Origin of the sequence: Globicatella sanguinis NBRC 15551 (genome assembly GCF_001552295.1) — a bacterium.
Lineage (GTDB): Bacteria > Bacillota > Bacilli > Lactobacillales > Aerococcaceae > Globicatella > Globicatella sanguinis.
This window is the reverse complement of the sequence record NZ_BCQX01000034.1, coordinates 1-19,636: the sequence shown is the minus strand read 5'-3', so window position 1 is coordinate 19,636 and position 19,636 is coordinate 1. Positions and strand designations below refer to the sequence as shown.

19 protein-coding genes and 1 tRNA gene are annotated in these 19,636 nt (G+C 35.5%); all 20 read left to right on the top strand.

The window, feature by feature from the left end:
* Window positions 1-211: LPXTG cell wall anchor domain-containing protein (locus GSA01S_RS04410; RefSeq protein WP_157064769.1), on the top strand; the 211-nt coding region annotated here is incomplete at its 5' end.
* A gap of 547 nt (window positions 212-758) precedes the next feature.
* Entirely contained in the window at window positions 759-1,868 is a 1,110-nt protein-coding gene (pdhA, locus tag GSA01S_RS04405) for a pyruvate dehydrogenase (acetyl-transferring) E1 component subunit alpha (protein ID WP_066125240.1), read from the top strand.
* A complete protein-coding gene (locus GSA01S_RS04400; protein WP_066125238.1) occupies window positions 1,868-2,845 on the top strand; it encodes an alpha-ketoacid dehydrogenase subunit beta in 978 nt (325 codons plus the stop codon). Before pdhA ends, GSA01S_RS04400 begins: the two co-directional genes overlap by 1 nt.
* A gap of 89 nt (window positions 2,846-2,934) precedes the next feature.
* Window positions 2,935-4,593 carry a dihydrolipoyllysine-residue acetyltransferase gene (locus tag GSA01S_RS04395; protein WP_066125237.1) on the top strand — a complete coding sequence of 553 codons (1,659 nt, stop codon included), beginning with the start codon at window positions 2,935-2,937 and terminating at the stop codon, window positions 4,591-4,593.
* 10 nt (window positions 4,594-4,603) lie between these two features.
* Window positions 4,604-6,010 (top strand): dihydrolipoyl dehydrogenase, encoded by a 1,407-nt coding sequence (gene lpdA / locus GSA01S_RS04390; RefSeq protein ID WP_066125235.1) that lies wholly within the window; start codon window positions 4,604-4,606, stop codon window positions 6,008-6,010.
* A 136-nt stretch (window positions 6,011-6,146) separates the two neighbouring features.
* Window positions 6,147-6,932 carry an acyl-ACP thioesterase domain-containing protein gene (locus tag GSA01S_RS04385; RefSeq protein WP_066125233.1) on the top strand — a complete coding sequence of 262 codons (786 nt, stop codon included), beginning with the start codon at window positions 6,147-6,149 and terminating at the stop codon, window positions 6,930-6,932.
* A gap of 6 nt (window positions 6,933-6,938) precedes the next feature.
* Window positions 6,939-7,691, top strand: a complete 753-nt coding sequence (gene map / locus GSA01S_RS04380; protein WP_066125232.1) for a type I methionyl aminopeptidase — start codon at window positions 6,939-6,941, stop codon at window positions 7,689-7,691.
* A gap of 669 nt (window positions 7,692-8,360) precedes the next feature.
* On the top strand, window positions 8,361-10,112 hold the full coding sequence (locus GSA01S_RS04375; protein WP_066125230.1) for an oligopeptide ABC transporter substrate-binding protein: 1,752 nt from the start codon (window positions 8,361-8,363) through the stop codon (window positions 10,110-10,112).
* 223 nt (window positions 10,113-10,335) lie between these two features.
* Window positions 10,336-12,090 carry an oligopeptide ABC transporter substrate-binding protein gene (locus tag GSA01S_RS04370; RefSeq protein WP_066125228.1) on the top strand — a complete coding sequence of 585 codons (1,755 nt, stop codon included), beginning with the start codon at window positions 10,336-10,338 and terminating at the stop codon, window positions 12,088-12,090.
* Window positions 12,091-12,431: 341 nt separating this feature from the next.
* Window positions 12,432-13,001, top strand: coding sequence for an NUDIX hydrolase (locus GSA01S_RS04365; protein ID WP_066125227.1), 570 nt, complete (start codon window positions 12,432-12,434; stop codon window positions 12,999-13,001).
* 18 nt (window positions 13,002-13,019) lie between these two features.
* The gene (locus tag GSA01S_RS04360; RefSeq protein WP_066125225.1) at window positions 13,020-13,535 is read left to right on the top strand and encodes a hypothetical protein; all 516 of its coding nucleotides are present in this window, start codon (window positions 13,020-13,022) and stop codon (window positions 13,533-13,535) included.
* 22 nt (window positions 13,536-13,557) lie between these two features.
* A complete protein-coding gene (locus tag GSA01S_RS04355) occupies window positions 13,558-14,250 on the top strand; it encodes a 5'-methylthioadenosine/adenosylhomocysteine nucleosidase (protein ID WP_066125223.1) in 693 nt (230 codons plus the stop codon).
* Between the two features lie 508 nt (window positions 14,251-14,758).
* Complete coding sequence (gene rpsD, locus GSA01S_RS04350; protein ID WP_066125221.1) at window positions 14,759-15,367, top strand: 30S ribosomal protein S4; 609 nt, start codon at window positions 14,759-14,761, stop codon at window positions 15,365-15,367.
* Window positions 15,368-15,629: 262 nt separating this feature from the next.
* Window positions 15,630-15,890: a hypothetical protein gene (locus tag GSA01S_RS04345; protein WP_066125220.1), complete on the top strand. Its 261-nt coding sequence runs from the start codon at window positions 15,630-15,632 to the stop codon at window positions 15,888-15,890.
* Window positions 15,891-16,019: 129 nt separating this feature from the next.
* Window positions 16,020-16,868, top strand: a complete 849-nt coding sequence (racE, locus tag GSA01S_RS04340; protein ID WP_066125218.1) for a glutamate racemase — start codon at window positions 16,020-16,022, stop codon at window positions 16,866-16,868.
* Window positions 16,831-17,445, top strand: a complete 615-nt coding sequence (locus GSA01S_RS04335) for an XTP/dITP diphosphatase (protein ID WP_245631272.1) — start codon at window positions 16,831-16,833, stop codon at window positions 17,443-17,445. Before racE ends, GSA01S_RS04335 begins: the two co-directional genes overlap by 38 nt.
* The gene (locus GSA01S_RS04330; RefSeq protein ID WP_066125214.1) at window positions 17,442-17,960 is read left to right on the top strand and encodes a YfcE family phosphodiesterase; all 519 of its coding nucleotides are present in this window, start codon (window positions 17,442-17,444) and stop codon (window positions 17,958-17,960) included. Before GSA01S_RS04335 ends, GSA01S_RS04330 begins: the two co-directional genes overlap by 4 nt.
* Window positions 17,957-18,457 (top strand): cyclic-di-AMP-binding protein CbpB, encoded by a 501-nt coding sequence (gene cbpB, locus GSA01S_RS04325; protein WP_066125211.1) that lies wholly within the window; start codon window positions 17,957-17,959, stop codon window positions 18,455-18,457. Before GSA01S_RS04330 ends, cbpB begins: the two co-directional genes overlap by 4 nt.
* Before the next feature lie 110 nt (window positions 18,458-18,567).
* Complete coding sequence (locus GSA01S_RS04320; protein ID WP_066125209.1) at window positions 18,568-19,278, top strand: hypothetical protein; 711 nt, start codon at window positions 18,568-18,570, stop codon at window positions 19,276-19,278.
* A 250-nt stretch (window positions 19,279-19,528) separates the two neighbouring features.
* Window positions 19,529-19,600 (top strand) — tRNA-Arg (locus GSA01S_RS04315).
* Window positions 19,601-19,636: the final 36 nt, after the last annotated feature.

The following is a 19,636-nucleotide window of genomic DNA, read 5'->3' as shown; positions in this document are numbered from 1 at the left end:
CCAAGAAGAAGGACCAGGTCAAGAAGAAGAAACACCTTCTAAAGAAAAGGAAACGGATGCTAAAACTAAACCAGTAGATAAAGTGGAATATGCAGCTGTTTTACCAAATACTGGTGAAAAAGTAAACACATCCATTTTCACTGCAGCTGCTTTATCGGTACTAGTCGGACTAGGTTTAATTGTCAAAAAAACCGAAGAAGAGCAAGAGTAGGTAACGAAATGAACTAGACGTAAGCGACAGAAATAGGATTGCGGATGTTGTCTTGACAGTCACTGGATAAATGAATAAACATAAAATTAACTATTAATCGCAACGCAACTAGTAGGAAGTGAGCAGTCGTAGGGAAAATCATATGATTTTCTTCTTCTAGCTCACTTCTTTTTTGTTAATTACAATAGTAAAAACATTTCTTCACAAATTATATTGAATTTTAATTATGTTTCACAAAATCTTCTTTGAAAATTTATGAAATCTATGAAAAATATAACAGTTTAAAATTTGTTTTATAACAGAGTAAACAAAAGCCAATGCTTTATTTATGAAAAAGTAAGAGTTTTTATTTAACATATAATTAAAAGAATTAATATGTGGTTCATATCACAAAGTCGATTGAAAGCCTATTATAACAATGATGTAAGCTATATTATACTTGCATTTACGAAGCGTTAGTGTTACATTAAATTATGGAAATAGAGATAATAACAGAAATTCGGGCTGTTTTATTTCGCATTAAAAAAAGGAAGGAAAGTGTACAAGTATGGCAAATAAGAACACTACTGTTTCATTCGAAAAGTTATTAGATCCAAATAACTTCGATTTTAGCACTGTACAAATCATCGATGAAGAAGGTAACGTAGTAAACGAACATTTATTACCTGAATTATCTGATGATGAATTAGTTAAATTGATGGAGGATATGGTTTGGTCACGTATTTTACATGAACGTTCAACAGCATTAAACCGCCAAGGTCGCTTAGGTTTCTATGCACCAACAGCAGGACAAGAAGCATCTCAATTAGGATCTATCAATGCGTTAGAACGTGAAGATTATATCATGCCAGGTTACCGTGATGTTCCTCAATTAATTAAACATGGTTTACCATTACATAAAGCCTTTTTATGGTCTCGTGGACACGTTGCAGGTTCTACTTTTGATAAAGATTTAAATGCTTATCCACCACAAATTATCATTGGTGCTCAATATATTCAAGCAATGGGTGTTGGATTTGGATTAAAACGTGACGGTAAAAATGCCGTTGTTGCAACTTGGACAGGTGACGGTGGTTCATCACAAGGTGACTTCTATGAAGGAATTAACTTCGCTGGTTCTTATAAAGTTCCTGCTATTTTCTTCATCCAAAATAATGGTTGGGCTATTTCAACACCACGTTCATTACAAACAGCTGCGCCTACATTAGCTCAAAAAGCAGTTGCTGCAGGTATTCCTGGTATCGTAGTGGACGGTATGGATATTTTAGCTGTTTACGCCGTAACTAAAGCTGCTCGTGAATATGCTTTAGCAGGTAACGGACCCGTTTTAATTGAAACAATTTGTTATCGTTTCGGACCACATACATTGTCTGGAGACGATCCAACTCGTTATCAACCAGAAGGTGTTCAAGATGAATGGCAAGCAAAAGATCCATTAATTCGTTTCCGTAAATACTTAGAAAACAAAGGTTTATGGTCTAAAGAAAAAGAAGACGAAGTAATTGAACGTACACGAGAAGAAATTAAAGAAGCTATTAAATTAGCTGATCAAGAACCAAAACAAAAAGTTTCAGACTTCTTAAAAAATATGTTTGAAACTCCAGACGTGTTCTTACAAGAACAAATCGCAAAATTCGAAGCAAAGGAGAATAAATAATGGCTCAATTAACTATGATCCAAGCAATTACTCAAGCATTAGCGACAGAATTGCGTAACGATGACCGTACATTAATTTTCGGTGAAGACGTTGGTAAAAACGGTGGGGTTTTCCGTGCCACTGAAGGTTTACAAGACGAATTCGGTGAGGACCGCGTATTTAATACTCCTTTAGCAGAATCAGGTATTGGTGGTTTAGCGGTTGGTTTAGCATTAACTGGTTTCCGTCCAATTCCAGAGATTCAATTCTTTGGATTCGTTTTTGAAGTAATGGACTCTGTTGTAGGTCAAGCGGCTCGTACACGTTACCGTTTAGGTAATTCACGTCAAATGCCTATTACTTTCCGTGCACCATTTGGTGGTGGGGTACATACTCCAGAAATGCACGCGGATAACTTAGAAGGTTTATTAGCACAATCACCTGGAATTAAAGTAGTAATCCCTTCAAATCCATATGATGCAAAAGGTTTATTAATCTCTGCAATTCGTGATAATGACCCAGTGTTCTTCTTAGAGCATATGAAATTATACCGTTCATTCCGTGAAGAAGTGCCTGAAAAAGAATATACAATTCCTTTAGGTAAAGCGAATATCGTTAAAGAAGGTACAGATGTTTCTGTTATCACTTATGGAGCGATGGTTCGTGAGGCATTGAAAGCAGCTGAAAACTTAGAAAAAGATGGTATTTCAGTTGAAGTAATGGATTTACGTACCGTTTCGCCATTAGATTTAGAAGCTATTTTAGCAACAGTTCAAAAAACTAATCGCGTAGTTGTCGTTCAAGAAGCACAACGTCAAGCGGGTGTAGGTGCACGTGTTATTGCTGAAATTTCTGAACGTGCAATCTTAGACTTAGAAGCACCAATCGGATTTGTTGCAGCTCCTGATACTATCTTCCCATTTGGTCAAGCTGAAAAAGATTGGTTACCAAATGCAACAGATATTGAAGAACAAGTACGTAAAACTTACGAATTCTAATAGACATTATACGAAGCGATTGACTAGAGGTAAACACGTTTTACCTCTTTGGTCAATCTCATTATGAAAATTAAAAGGAGACAAAAATCATGGCATTTTTATTCAAATTACCTGAACTTGGCGAAGGTATTGTCGAAGGTGAAGTAGCATCTTGGCCAGTAAAAGAAGGCGACGAGATTAAAGAAGATGACGTTTTGGTTGAAATCCAAAACGACAAATCGGTTGAATCTATTCCTTCTCCAGTATCTGGAAAAATCTTAAAAATTCATGTTCCTGAAGGAACAGTAGCAGTTGTAGGGGATGTATTAGTTGAAATCGATGCGCCAGGTCACGAAGATAAAGCACCAGCAACTTCCCCAGCAGCACCAGCAGCGGCTGAAGTAACAGTTGCAGATACGCAAGCACCAGCAGCGGCTGAAGTAACAGTTGCAGATACGCAAGCACCAGCAGCAGGCATTTTCCAATTCAAATTACCTGAATTAGGTGAAGGAATCGTCGAAGGTGAAGTAGCATCTTGGCCAGTAAAAGAAGGCGACCATATCAATGAAGACGATGTTTTAGTTGAAATCCAAAACGATAAGTCTGTTGAATCAATCCCATCACCAGTATCTGGTACCATTACTAAGATTGTGGTTCCTGAAGGAACAGTAGCAGTTGTAGGTGATGTACTAGTTGAAATCGCAGCTGAAGGACATGTCCCAGAAGCATCAACAGCAACACCAGCAGTAACTCAAGCGACTGCATCAGCACCAACTTCAACAACTGCAAGTGCTCCAGTTGCAGCAGCAGATCCTAATCGTCGTGTATTAGCAATGCCTTCTGTTCGTAAATTAGCACGTGACAAAGGAATTGACATCTCATTAGTGCCTGGTACAGGTGCCAATGGTCGTGTAACAAAAGCAGACGTTGAAAACTTTGATGGTTCAGCAGCAGTGGCAACACCAACAGCTCAAGTTGCTTCTACACCATCAGCACCGGCTCAAAGTACTGCCGCTCCTGCACAACAAGCAGCACCAGCTAAACCTTATACATCTAATTTATCAGATCTAGAAACTCGTGAACCAATGACACCAATGCGTAAAGCAATTGCTAAAGCAATGGTAACGTCTAAACATACTGCGCCACATGTTACTCACTTTGATGAAGTGGAAGTATCTGCATTATGGGATCACCGTAAGAAATTTAAAACAGTGGCAGCTGAACGCGATACTAAATTAACATTCTTACCTTATGCTGTTAAAGCATTAGTAGCAGTTGTTAAGAAATATCCAGCATTAAATGCTTCAATTGATGACGCAACGAATGAAGTTGTATACAAAAACTACTATAATATTGGTATTGCAACCGATACAGATCGTGGTCTATACGTGCCAGTTATTAAAGACGCTAATACTAAGTCAATGTTTGATATTGCGGATTCTATTACTGATTTAGCTGGAAAAGCTCATGAAGGTAAATTAACTGCTGATGAAATGAACGGTGGCTCAATCACTATTTCTAACTTAGGTTCAGCAGGTGGTAAATGGTTTACACCAATTATCAACTATCCTGAAGTAGCTATTTTAGGATTTGGTGGTATCGTTCAAGAACCAATCGTTAATGCTGAAGGTGAATTAGCTGTAGGCCGTATGTTAAAATTATCATTAAGCTATGACCACCGTATTATCGATGGTGCAACTGCTCAAAAAGCAATGAATGAGTTCAAACGCTTAATTGCTAACCCAGAATTATTATTAATGGAAGGTTAAGGTGTAAATTATGGTAGTTGGAGATTTCGAAATTGAATTAGAAACAGTCGTAATTGGTTCTGGCCCTGGTGGATATGTTGCTGCCATTCGTGCTTCTCAATTAGGACAAAAAGTAGCCATCATTGAAAAAGATTACATTGGTGGTACTTGTTTAAACGTAGGATGTATTCCTTCAAAAGCATTAATCAGTGCCGGACATACTTATCATAATGCTTTACACGGAGATTTCTTTGGTGTAATGGCGAAAGATATTACCGTTGATTTCAAACGTACTCAAGAATGGAAAGATAAAGAAGTTGTTGGTAAATTAACTGGCGGTATCCGTATGTTACTTAAGAAAAATAAAGTTGAAATCATTGAAGGAGAAGCTTTCTTTGTTGATGATCATACTTTACGTGTTATCAATGGCGATTCCGCACAAACATATTCATTCAAAAATGCGATTGTTGCAACAGGTAGCCGGCCAATCGAAATCAAAGGATTTAAATTCAGTGAACGTGTGATTGATTCAACAGGTGCGTTAGCATTAACTGAAATTCCTAAAGAAATGGTGGTTATCGGCGGTGGATACATCGGTTCTGAATTAGCAGGTGCCTTTGCAAACTTTGGTACGAAAATTACTATTTTAGAAGGATCAAACCAAATTATTCCGACATTTGAAAAAGACATGGTACAATTAGTTGAATCAGAGTTCAAGAAAAAAGGTGTTGACGTTATTACCAACGCAATGGCTTTAAACTCTGAAATTAATGGCGATCGTGTAACGGTTACTTATGAAGTGGGCGGTAAACAACATAAAGTGGAAGCTGACTACTGTTTAGTAACTGTAGGACGTCGTCCAAACACTGATAACTGTGGTTTAGAAGTTGCTGGTGTTGTGATTGGTGAACGTGGTTTAATTAACGTTGATAAACAAGGACGTACCAATAAAGATAATATCTTTGCAATTGGAGACGCTGTTCCTGGTGCTGCTTTAGCGCATAAAGCTTCTTACGAAGCAAAAGTAGCGGCGGAAGCTATCAGTGGACAACCAAGTGCCGTTGATTACGTTGCTATGCCAGCAGTATGTTTCACTGATCCAGAATTAGCTTCAGTGGGTTATACAGTGGAACAAGCTAAAGAAGCTGGTTTAGACGTGAAAGCTTCTAAATTCCCATTAGCAGGTAATGGACGTGCGTTATCACTAAACGCAACTAGCGGATTTGTTCGTTTAGTAACAACTAAAGAAGATAATGTTTTAGTTGGCGCACAAGTAGCAGGGGCTAACGCTTCTGATTTAATCGCTGAATTAACACTTGCGGTTGAAGGTGGATTAAATGCCGAAGATTTAGCATTAACCATTCACTCACATCCATCATTAGCAGAAACTGTTATGGATGCAGCTGAATTAGCTTTAGGTCACCCAATCCATATTTAATCATTTAAATAAGATTGCAAGCCGAGATTTATTTCTCGGCTTTTTATATTGCCAGTATCATTTAATAAATAATTTTAAACAAATTTGTCAAAATTATTGAAAGAGCGTTATAATACTTGTATCGAGGTGAAAAAACATGAGTCTTAAGCAATATACCAAACCCTATAGCAACACGTATCTACTATCAGAACAAGCAGCCTTGTATCCTGGCTCAAAACAAGCGGATTTGACCAAAGTATTAAAGCTAGTGTTAACGACATCGGATGCTCATGATCAAGCAGTCAAACAGACACTAAATGCGGATGAGTATATCATTAATGATCAGCAAACATGGGTTATTACCCAAAATCGGATGGTGATTCATCAATGGCCAGAGATTAATCAAGAAATTAAAATAAGTACCCATGTGATAGAGGCAAATCGTTTTTTCATCACACGTCAATTTGTGGTGGAAGCTGACGATATAGAATTAATGACTTTATTTTTTCAATTTGCAGCGATTGATTTTATTTCACGTAAGATGGTGAGACTGAATTATGAAACATTACCTGAATTGTTAGATTTAAACGCCGAAATTAAAGTGAATTTTAGCCGATTAAAAGTACCTGAAAATGCGCAAAAAGTAAGTGAAAAGGACTTGGAAATTCTACCAAGTGATATTGATGGCAATCAACATGTTAATAACTTAGTCTACTTGCGATGGGCTTATAATGCAATAAGAGAGCGTTTATCAGCATCAGGTCATGAATTAACCGTTGTAGAGGTTAAATTTGGCAATGAAGTCTTATCGGGACATGAGCCGAAATTGTTAAATTACCAATCAAAACCAAATGAATTTGTACAAACGGATCAAATCATATATAATAAAACATTGGATAAAGAAGCGTGTCATATAAGAATGACATGGAAGAAGGAGAAATAAACATAAATGATTACATTAAAATCAGAACGTGAAATTGAAGCAATGAAAAAATCTGGAGAGTTACTAGCTTCCATTCATGTTGCACTAAGAGATTTCATTAAACCAGGTGTAACGACGGCTGAAATAGATAAGTTTGTTCAAGCAAAAATTGAAGGAGCCGGCGCAGTAGCAGCTCAAATTGGTTATGAAGGGTACGAATTCGCAACTTGTACAAGTGTAAATGATGAAATTTGTCATGGCTTCCCTTCAAATTATAAATTAAAATCAGGCGACATTGTTAAAGTAGACTTCTGTGTCGATTTGGATGGTGCTATTTCAGATAGTTGTTGGTGTTATGCTGTAGGAGAAATTAGTGACGAGCATCAACGCTTAATGGAAGTGACGAAAGAAGCAATGTATCGTGGGATTGCTGAAGCTAAAGTTGGTAATCGCATTGGAGATATCGGGCATGCTATTCAATCGTATGCGGAAGGAGAAGGTTTTGGGGTCGTGCGTGATTTTATTGGACATGGTATTGGTCCAACGATTCATGAAGATCCACAAGTTCCACACTATGGCTTACCTGGAAAAGGTCTTCGACTAAAAGAGGGGATGACCATTACCATTGAACCGATGATTACGACCGGTACTTGGAAAATGAAAATGGATAATAATGGATGGACAGCCCGTACGCGCGATGGTGGTTATTGTGCGCAATATGAACATTCTTTAGTCATTACAGCGGATGGACCCGTATTGTTAACCCAACAACCTGACTAAGAGTCAATGAAGTTTCAATAAAATAAGATTCTTTAAAAAGAGGTTAGGCATCAACTTGATAAATTCAGACAAGTTAGGGTTCGTTAATTAATAACACATTGCTTAAGTGGCATCAAATTTCGTCTTAATGACTTGTTTGCGGCCAACTCCATTTTGCGATGGGTGGGCAGACACTACTTTTGTTCCACTCCCAATATTAGTTTTAGCTAGTGGAATATTGATGGAGCGAAGCATAGCAGCAAAAATTTTAGAATTACGCTTTAAATTCAATTCTCCATTGGATTTTAGTGGGAATCACACCAATTTAAATAAATGATTGTTCTGTGCCAATCAACGATGGTATAAGGCAAGTTGAGACTGGGTAAAATTTAATGAATGCTTCTTGTTTATTTAACAAGGGTGTTCATTTAAATTTTATCCAGCTTTTTTTAAAAAAATTAATTATGATAAGTATAATGAGAACTAGATTAAAAGTATCATTAATAAAATGAAATAATGAGAAAATTAGAAAAGTATCGATTTAATAAGCTTTCATTAATAAAAAGACGTTGAAAATACGTATTTTCACATTTTTTTAATTTATTTTTAACTTTTTTCTTGCTTTTATCGTTTGCATCGGTTAATATAACAGTATAAAGTTTTATTTATAAATTTTTTGGAGGGAACATTATGAGAAATTCTTTAAGAAAACTTGCCGGTTTAACATTATCGGCATTAACACTTGGCTCTGTTGTTGCTAATTCTTCACTTACCCTTGTTTCTGCACAATCGAATGTTGAATTAGAAACAGCCATAAAAAATGATGCTGAAGAAATTGAAGGTGGTACTTTACGTTATGCATTAGTAGGGGATCCATTTTCAGGTGTGTTAAATAACATGCTATATGAAGGTAACCCAGACGCAACGATTATTGGCTTTTTTAACGAAGGATTGTATGGTTATGATGAAAACTTTACCATCGATGATTCAGGCTTTGCTAAAGTTGATTTTGACGTAGAGAACAAACAAGTTACCATCACTATTCCAGAAGGTCAAAAATGGGACGATGGTGAAGACTTAACAATCGATGATGTTATTTGGCCATATTATGTAGTAGGTCACCCAGACTATCAAGGTATTCGTTATGGCGAAGATTTTGAAAACGTTGTGGGAATGAAAGAGTATCACGAAGGTTCAGCTGAAGAAATTAGCGGTTTGGAACGTGTGGATGATTACACATTAAAAGTAACTTATAACCAATTCCCTAACTCAATGTTACAAGCGGGTGGTGGGATATCATCTTATATTCAACCAGAACATGTCTTTAAAGACATTCCGGTTGGTGAATTACTAGACTCAGAACCAGTACGTACTAAACCAGTTGGTTTCGGTCCTTTCCGAGTAACCTCTATTACACCAGGTGAAGCCGTTACCTATGAAGCGAACGAATATTATTGGAGAGGTCGCACAAAAATTGATGGTGTTCAATTAGAAGTGGTTAACCAATCAACAGCAATTGCTGAAATGCAAGCAGGTAATTACGATATTGCCTCTTTACCAGCTGACTCTTACGACTCTTACAAAGATTCTGAAAACTTCACTGTCTTAGGTGATGTACAAAATGCCTATACTTATATTGGATTTAAGTTAGGAAAATTAGAAGATGGCGAAAACGTTCCTGATGAATCATTAGTAGCAGCAGATAAAGCCATTCGTCAAGCAATGGCCTATGCAGTTGATAACGATGCTATCGGCGAAAGATTCTACCAAGGTTTACGTTGGAGAGCAAATGCGCCAATTACACCAAACTTTAAAGATTACTATAATGCTGAATTACCTGGATATACTTATGACCCAGAAAAAGCAAAACAAATCTTAGCTGATGCAGGTTATACTGATGCAGATGGTGATGGCTTCATTGAAGATAAAAATGGTGAACCATTCACTTTAGGATTTGCTTCAATGTCTGGTGGCGAAACCGCACAACCATTAGCAGAATACTACATGCAAGCTTGGGCAGAAGTGGGTATCGATGTTCAATTAGTTGACGGCCAATTAATGGAATTTAATTCATTCTACGATGCTCTTAAAGCAGATGATCCAAAAATTCAAGTTTACCAAGGTGCATGGGGAACCGGTGGTGATCCAAACCCAACTGGATTATACGGACGTACTGCATCATTTAACTACACTCGTTGGGCTACGGAAGAGAATGATAAGTTATTAGCAGCTATCAACTCTGATGATTCATTTGATGATGAATTCCGTAAACAAGCTTTCAATGATTGGCAAGCTTACTTCATGGAAGAATTACCAGTGATCCCAACATTATTCAGATATAGTGTGGTAGGGGTTAACAACCGTGTTAAAAACTACGATATCAAAGTCGGATCAGATTTAACTTGGGTTGACGTAGCTCTTACAGCAGACGCACCATATTAACATAATGTTGCCTCCAACAGGGGACTCGTAAGAGTCCTCTATTTTTTATGAGTTATTTTCTTACTTTCTAAGTGTATTGAGCAATTTTTTGAAAAAGGGTACTATTAAAAATAATAATACTATTAAAATGGTTGGAAACCTCTAATTGAATTTCTTGATTTTATCATAAACTTACGCTATCATGAAACTTGTAAGATTATTTTACTTATTTTGGAGGGATAGTATGAAAAAATCTTTAACAAAAACTTTTGCTGTAGGAGCTTCTGCTTTAGCAATTAGTTCAATCGCAGCTAATTCAATGGTACCGTTTGTTTCTGCTCAAACGAATGTACAATTGAATACGACTTTTGAAAATAATGAGGAGTCAATTGAAGGTGGCGTTTTACGTTATGCTTTAGTTTCTGAATCTCCTTTCGCCGGTGTATTAAACTCAATGTTTTATGATGGCGCACCAGATGGGTCTATTATCGGATTCTTCGATGAAGGATTATATGGTTATGATGAAAACTTTACCATTGATGATTCTGGTTTTGCTAAAATTGATTTTGATGTTGAAAATAAACAAGTAACGATTACCATTCCTGAAGGACAAAAATGGGATGATGGTGAAGATTTAACGATTGATGATGTTATCTTCCCTTATTATGTAGTCGGTCACCCAGACTATCAAGGTATTCGTTATGGTGAAGATTTTGAAAATGTCGTAGGTATGAAAGATTACCATGAAGGTAAGTCAGAAGAAATCAGTGGTTTAGAACGCGTAGATGATCACACCTTAAAAGTTACTTATGAAAACTTCCCTAATTCAATGCTTCAAGCAGGTGGTGGGATTTCAAGCTACATTCAACCAAAACATGTCTTCGAAGGTATCGAAGTGAAAGATATGTTAGATTCAGAGCCAGTACGCCAAAAACCAGTAGGATATGGTCCATTTAAAGTTACATCGATCATTCCAGGTGAAGCTGTTACTTTAGAAGCGAATGAATATTACTGGAAAGGCCGTCCAAAATTAGACGGAGTTCAAGTTGAAGTGGTTAACTCATCAACTTCAGTCGCTGAAATGCAAGCAGGTAACTATGATATTGCTGAGTTACCTGCTGACCAATATGAAACTTATAAAGATGCTGAAAACTTCCAAGTTTTAGGAACAATTGGTAATAGTTATACTTATATTGGCTTTAAATTAGGAACATTTGAAAACGATGAAGTAGTCCCTGATGATTCTGTCGTAGTAGCAGATAAAGCAATTCGTCAAGCAATGGCTTATGCGATTGATAACGATGCAATTGGTGAAAGATTCTACCATGGTTTACGTTGGAGAGCAACTTCACCAGTAACACCTAACTTTACAGCTTACTTCAATGATGAAATTGAAGGATACAACTATGACCCAGAAAAAGCTAAACAAATCTTAGCGGATGCAGGTTATACAGATGCAGACGGTGATGGCTTTATCGAAGATAAAAATGGTGAACCATTTACATTAGGATTTGCTTCCATGACTGGTGGCGAAACAGCTCAACCATTAGCTGAGTACTACATGCAAGCTTGGGCTGAAATTGGTATTAATGTCCAATTAGTTGACGGCCAATTAATGGAATTTAATTCATTCTACGATGCTCTTAAAGCAGATGATCCAAAAATCCAAATCTTCCAAGGGGCATGGGGTACAGGTGGCGATCCAAACCCAACAGGACTATTTGGACGTAATGCTTCATTTAACTTCCCACGTTGGGCAACAGAAGAAAATGATAAGTTATTAGAAGCAATTAATTCTGATGAATCATTCGATGAAGAATTCCGTAAAAAAGCTTTCAATGATTGGCAAGCATACTTTATGGATGAATTACCACTTATGCCAACATTATATCGTTATTCAGTAGTAGCGGTTAATAATCGTGTTAAAGGCTATGATATTCAAATTGGTGCAGATACACCATGGTATGATGTGACGTTAACATCAGAAAATCCATATTAATAGTGAATCAATGAGTTTGAAGACTGGACAGAAAAATAACATTCTGTCTGGTCTTTTGGTTTCTTATCTTATTGCAAGGGACTGATCAGTCTAAAACGCTGACGTTTAGTTTCTTTTGTAATAAATTAAATTCTTACTCCAAATCAACGATGAACAAATCGAAAATTGTTTTATCGATACTTATTAACAAATTTTATTAGAAAAGTAGAGATATAGTAGCGATGATTGTATAAGAATTTATGAATTATATTCAGCTTTTTTGTGTAATTTATTGAGTTTAGTTGCAACCAACGAAAAAATTAGTTAAAGTGAAACTAACGATAATGAATGGAGAATGTCTCATGCAATTTGATAAAAATAAAGTTAAAAGCTTAAATGACCCCCGATTAATTTCATCAGAACAAATTTTTGATGGACACATACTACAGCTTTATGTTAATCAATTAAAGTTAGAAAATGGCGCCATTGTTGAACGCGAAATTATTCACCATTTGCCAGCTGTGTGTATTTTGGCAACCAATGAAGATAAAGTGGTCTTAGTGAAACAATTCAGACCAGCGGTTGTAGCAGACATCTATGAAATTCCAGCAGGAATATTAGATTTCCAATCGGAAACTTTAGAACAAGCAATTGATGGAGCGAAAAGAGAATTAGAAGAAGAAACGGGCTATCAGGCAGAGCAGTGGCAAGAAGTTAATTCTTTTTATGTATCACCAGGATATTTAGATGAAAAGATTACTTTATTTCATGCAACAGGTTTAACCAAAGTTGAAAATCCACTGCCACAGGATGAAAATGAAAATGTGACAGTACACGAGTTTACTAAAGCTGAAATTCGTCAAATGATGTCACAAGGCAAAATAGTCGATGTTAAAACACTTTATGCTTTACAATATTGGTTAGCACAATAACAAATGGAAGTGATCAACATGTTTTTTAAACGCAAGCAACAACAAAATATTAACAACGAAGAACATTCATCAACCCGAACTAATGATTATTCTAATCAACTGTATCAAAATGAGCCAGATGAGAACGATTGGGATTTTTCTAAAAATTATCATCAAGTTAGGGAAGATGAAAATCAAACATTGTATGACGATTCCTTAAGACAGAACCATTATTATCCAGATAATAATGATGAGGATCGATACATGGGCAATCATTATATGGCACCAGATGATGGCGAAGATAATGAACAATCTTATAATAATTCTTCGATGACGCAAGATGATCACTATCAAGTTTATTATCAGGAAGAAGGTTATGAACCGATTGCCTCATCAACTAACACATATTATTCTGATGAATTGGCGCAAGATAATCCAGGGGTTAGAGGAAAACGAGCGAAGTACCATGCAAAAATCGATCAGTTTTTAACCAATGGTATCATCATTGTTGGTGTATTATTGTTAGCTGTATTATTAATTGCCTTTTTAGGCTAAACTATTTTTGAGGAGTAAACAGATGAAAATTGGAATTATTGGCGCAATGGAAGAAGAAATTCGTCTTATTAAAGCAAATTTATCAAAATTAAAAGAAATTACCCATCATCAAGTAACTTTTTATCAAGGTTATTTGGAAAATCGAGAAGTGATTTTAGTTCAATCAGGTATTGGAAAAGTCAACGCTACCATTACGACAGTCTTGTTGGTTCAACAGTTTAATGTCGATTTAATTATTAATACCGGGACGGCTGGTGGCGTGCATACCGGCTTGAAGGTTGGGGATATTGTGATCGCGGATAGTTTAACTTATCATGATGTCGATGTTACTGGTTTTGGTTATGAAAAAGGTCAAATGGCTGGTATGCCGGCATTGTATTATCCGGATTTACAATATAGCCAATTAGCCAAAGAGGTTTGTCGTCAATTAGAAATTGAACCAATCTTTGGACAAATTGTTTCAGGTGATCAATTTGTTAATAGCCATGAAAAAGTGGCGCAAATTGCCGTTGATTTTCCTAAAGCAAAAGCTTGTGAAATGGAATCAACTGCTATTGCCCAAACCGCTCATGTATTAAAAGTGCCATTTGTCATTATCCGAGCAATTAGTGATGCTGGTGATGATGATGCAGCTATTTCATTCGATGAATTTGTGGTAGTAGCAGGTAAAGCTTCCGCACAAATTGTAATGAATTTAGTAATAAATATTGAATAAAGTAGCACAAATCTTAATAATTTTGATCAAGGTATTGTTGCTTAATATAGAGCGCAGTGGTTTAGGGGATTCAATTTGTGTCTTAGAGAGTCAGGGCCTTAACTTGCTAAACTAAGCCAAATTATTGGTCGTTAATGTAGATCACAGTGGTTGAGCGGTGTCAACTTTCGGCTTAAATGTGTTAGGCATCAACTTTTCCCCATTCTCAACTGCACGGTGTTAGGCAGACGAAGGGAAAATCGTTTAATTATTTAAATCTTGCCCACTCACTTGCAAAAAAATTAAAATAATTGCTAATCAAGCATTGCAATCTAGCCACTATTTATGATACAATAACATTTGTGTAAAATAATGCAGCGTGAAAAAAGAAAGCGCGTCAACAGTTCAACCCTTATTAGGTCAATGAGTAACCGCGGCTGCAAAGGCGAAAATTGAAGTTGAAATGCACGCATTCGATTTTTCAAAAGGATTATTTTACTCCAAAACAACATAATTGGAGGAATTTATAATGTCAAGATATACAGGTCCAACATGGAGATTATCTCGTCGTTTAGGTATTTCTTTAACAGAAACTGGTAAAGAAATCGCAAAACGTAACTATGCACCAGGTCAACACGGTAACCAAAGAAAGAAAATTTCTGAATATGGTTTACAATTACAAGAAAAACAAAAATTACGTCATATGTACGGCATGTCTGAACGTCAATTCTACACTTTATTCAAAAAAGCAGGTAAAATTAAAGAAGGTAAACATGGTGAAAACTTCATGTCATTACTTGAAACTCGTTTAGACAACTTAGTTTACCGTTTAGGTTTTGCTAACACTCGTCGTCAAGCTCGTCAATTAGTAAACCATGGTCACGTGACTGTTGATGGCAAACGTGTTGATATTCCATCTTACTTAGTAACACCAGGTCAAGTAATTGGATTAAAAGAATCTTCACAAGATTTAGCTTTAGTTAAAGAAAATTTAGAAAATACTGTTAGCCGTTTAGAATTTGTTTCATTTGATGCAGACAAATTAGAAGGTACTTTAACACGTTTACCACAACGTGCTGAGTTATCGGCTGAAATCGACGAATCATTCGTTGTTGAATACTATAACAAATTAGGTTAATATTAATCTTAATTTACCACATAGAAATGTTGAAATATCAATGTTTCTATGTGGTTCTTTTTTATTTGAATACGTTTTGAATACGTTATGGCTAAAATTGGATGTATTTTTCTAGTTCTTTGTCAAATGGTGTGGGTCACGGAATTTGACAAAGAGCCCTTAATAAGAAAATTAAAATACTCGCTTGATTTAAAGTTATTTTACTCTAGACAAATAAGTTATTTTGTGTTAGTTTTGTAACTAACAAGGGTAAGGTGATAGTATGTATGATTTATATTTTGAGGAAAAAATGATCAATCAAGAGAAATTTGTACACGATTATCTCCGTTTTGCCAAACCGGTAGACTTTTATATTAATTGGGATAATATGTGTGCCTTGGTTGTGAGAATTATTAATTTAACAGATGACAATTTTTATACTTTATTTCGTCATGAAACAAAAGATGGATTTGAACATAGTTTTGAGTTTAAAAAAATTTACTACAATAATAAAATTTATACTTATTATATTGGATATCTCTAAAAACGTAACAATACTGAGTCACAAAATCCGTCTTTAGTAGCATCTTCTTGACTATGAAAAACTAGTGATTTGTTATATAATTTAATTTGAGCGCATTTAATTCAACATGCGAAGAAAGAAGGTATATTATTGAAAGAATTACCAATTGGATTTATTGATTCCGGATTTGGCGGTTTAACAGTTGTTAAACAAAGTCTCAAGCAATTACCAAATGAATCCATTATATACTTAGGGGATAGTGCTAGATGTCCTTATGGACCACGTTCTTTAGAGGAAGTTAAGAAATTTATTTGGCAACTTACCCGTTTTTTATTAAATAAAGGAATTAAAATGTTAGTCATTGCCTGTAATACAGGAACAGCCGCTGCATTGAGTGAATTAAGAGAACAATTATCTATCCCTGTAATTGGTGTAATTCATGCTGGTAGCCGGGCTGCTATAAAAGAAACGCAAAATCAACGAATTGGCATTATTGGTACTGAAGGTACTATTAAATCCAATTTATATGAGAAAGTCATCTTAGAAAAAGCCGATTCCTTGAAAGTGATGAGTGTGCCAGTACCAGAATTTGTTGCGATTGTTGAAGAAAATAAAATAAATGATCTCGAAACTGAAATAATTGTTGAAAAGCGTTTGAACATTTTTAAGGAAAAAGATGTTGATACTTTGGTTTTAGGATGTACTCATTATCCGATTATGAAAAAAGTTATTGGAGAATATATGGGTGAAGAGGTTCGTTTAATTGATTCTGGTGTTGAAACTATTAATGAAGTCAGTACCATGTTAGATTATTACAATATTAGCCGTTCAGCACATGACGCTAAAAATAGACCGGCTACGATCGAAGTTTATACTACAGGTGAAGAAGATAAATTTGCTGAGGTGGCAACAACTTGGTTAAATATGCCGAATCTAACAATTAAAAAATGTGAAATAGAAGGTGATCAAGTTGTCGAAACTACTAATCGCGAGTCATAATAAAGGTAAAATAGCAGAGTTTGCAAAATTATTTGATGATTTTAAGATAGAGGTAACCTCATTATTAGATTATCCAGAAATCGAAGAAGTAGAAGAAACAGGGAGTACTTTTGAAGAGAATGCACGTTTAAAAGCTGAAACCATCGCCAATATGTTAAATACAATGGTTTTGGCGGATGACTCTGGCTTATCTGTCGATACATTAGACGGTCGTCCGGGTGTTTTCAGTGCTCGATATGCTGGCGAACACGGTAATGATGCTTTGAATAATGAAAAGTTACTGAACGATATGAAAGGCAACAGTCATCGTGATGCACATTTTACTTGTTGTCTCGTATTAGCTCATCCAAAGATGCCGTCATTGGTTGTAGAAGGTCAAGCTGACGGTATCATTTTAGAGGAAATAAAAGGAACTGAAGGATTTGGCTATGATCCACTTTTTTATGTAGAAAGTGAGCAGAAAACTTTTGCTGAACTGACCGCTGAAAGAAAAAATGAGATTAGTCATCGTGGTAAAGCGATTAAAAAATTGATGGCTGCAATGCCAGAATGGTTAGAGGAGTTGAATAGTAAGTGAAATGGTTAATTATAAGTGACAATCATGGTGGATGGTCAAAATTAAATAATTTAATCGAACATTATCGTCCAGAAGTAGAGCTAATTCTTCACTGTGGAGATTCTGAGTTTCCAGCTGACGATCCTATTTGGGACAATGTCGATGTGGTTGTATCAGGCAACATGGACTTTGATCCACAATACTTTAATCGCCGGATAGTTGAAAGTTCAGCAGGAAATATACTGGTTGTTCATGGTCATCGAAATGGTGTGAATAGTGGTTATGAAGAATTATTAGCTGAAGCAAAAGATATCAATGCAAAATTTGTTTTTCATGGACATACTCACCAATTATATGCAGAATATGTTGATGGAGTGTTATTGATTAATCCGGGCAGTTTGAATCATTCTCGTGGACCAGTTCCATATAAAACCTATGCGATTTTGGAAATCACGCCAACGAAATATAAAGTAGAGTTCTACGATGATTCTATGAATTTATTAACAGATTTAACGAAAGTGTTTGAGCGTCAATGATTAATCCATTATTAGAAAAACAAATTGTGGACCCTATTGAAAAATTATTAATACCAGCTGATAATGTAGCACATGTGTTAGATACCAATACTTTAAGTCACGGGATGTTAATTCTTTCGACTGTTAAATATTCCATGATTCCAGTATTATCAACTAAGTCAAAATTAATGGGATTGATTAATATGCCGATGATGATTAATGCTGTGACAACAGTAGAGGCGATTGAAATTGAAAAAATGGATCAAATATTAATACGAGATGTCATGGAAAAAGATCCTGTAACGATTGTTGAGGGCGAACCTTTTGAAAAGATATTACACCATTTAGTTGATCAAAACTTTATCTGTATGATTGATCATGAGGGTAATTTCAAAGGGATTATTACGCGACGAGAATTATTGAAACGAATCAATCATTTTTTACATGAAATATCCATTCCTGAAAAATCAAAAGAACTATTAGTGAAGCTAACACTTTCTGAGAATTTAATTTCTTAATTCACTATCTTCATACTTTATTCAAGATTTTTTCTTGATAGACTCAATCACATTTTTATTTGATTATGTTATAATGAGTGTATAGAAGAAAAAGAAAAGAGGGGTGGCTAATGAGCATGCATTTTTTTATTAAAAATATTTTTAAGCGTGTGCTTTTTGCTTCCATAATAGGGGGAGTGTTTTCTGTTACATTAACTGGACCGATTGCTGCCCAGGAACATGGACATGACCCTCAATTAAATCAAACTTCACTACCTGCTATTTCAGGCACGTTTTCTGATTATATACCTTATTCTCAGTTTAATAATTATCAATATTCAGGATTTGGTAATAATTATGAGAGTCAATATACAATCTTAGAATATACTCCAGATGAAAATGGTCTCTTTCAAGTGGCTATTTTAATGAATGATCAAGCAATGGCTTATGTTTATCAACAGCGCAGTAATGGATTATATGAACTGGGTCATGTTGAGAATTATGGGGAAGTTCAAGATTTACGTTATTCTAACCTTGTGAATAGTGGGCAAGAATCACTTATTTTATCGAGTAATATGACAGTCGGTTATCAATATTACTCCGGCTATCATAATGAATATCTTCGAACCGTTAAGACAATTTTACCAACTTATGAGAAGAATGGTGTCATTTATCAGGAAGTGGTAGCAATTGAAGAAACAGGTTATGCTGATGGAAGTGCCACGTGGTATTACTTAGCACCAAAATATGGAATTATCTGTATTGAAAGAGTAGATAGTCAAGGCAATTCCATAGCTGAAACATCATTATATGAAGTTTATAACGATGTATATGCACCATAATATTTTACGATTCTAGATAAAAAGGGGTTAATGGTTTCAATAAACTATTCCCCTTTTTTAAATAGTGTGATAAAACTTTTTACATGAGAGTTTAAAAACGTTTGATAACATCAATTGAAAATTAATCATGATTTTGGTACAATGATTAAGTTCAAGTTGATTGAACATTATTTCGATTATATATGAAGTTGTTAATGCAGTGTCACAATAGTTCGATTTGATTAAGTAAATACTAAAGATTTTTTGTAATGTCGCCGTAGTGTAATGGATATCACACAAGATTCCGGTTCTTGTGATGGGGGTTCGATTCCCTCCGGCGATGTATTATTTTTTAATGTAGGGAGTGGGCAAGAAGTAG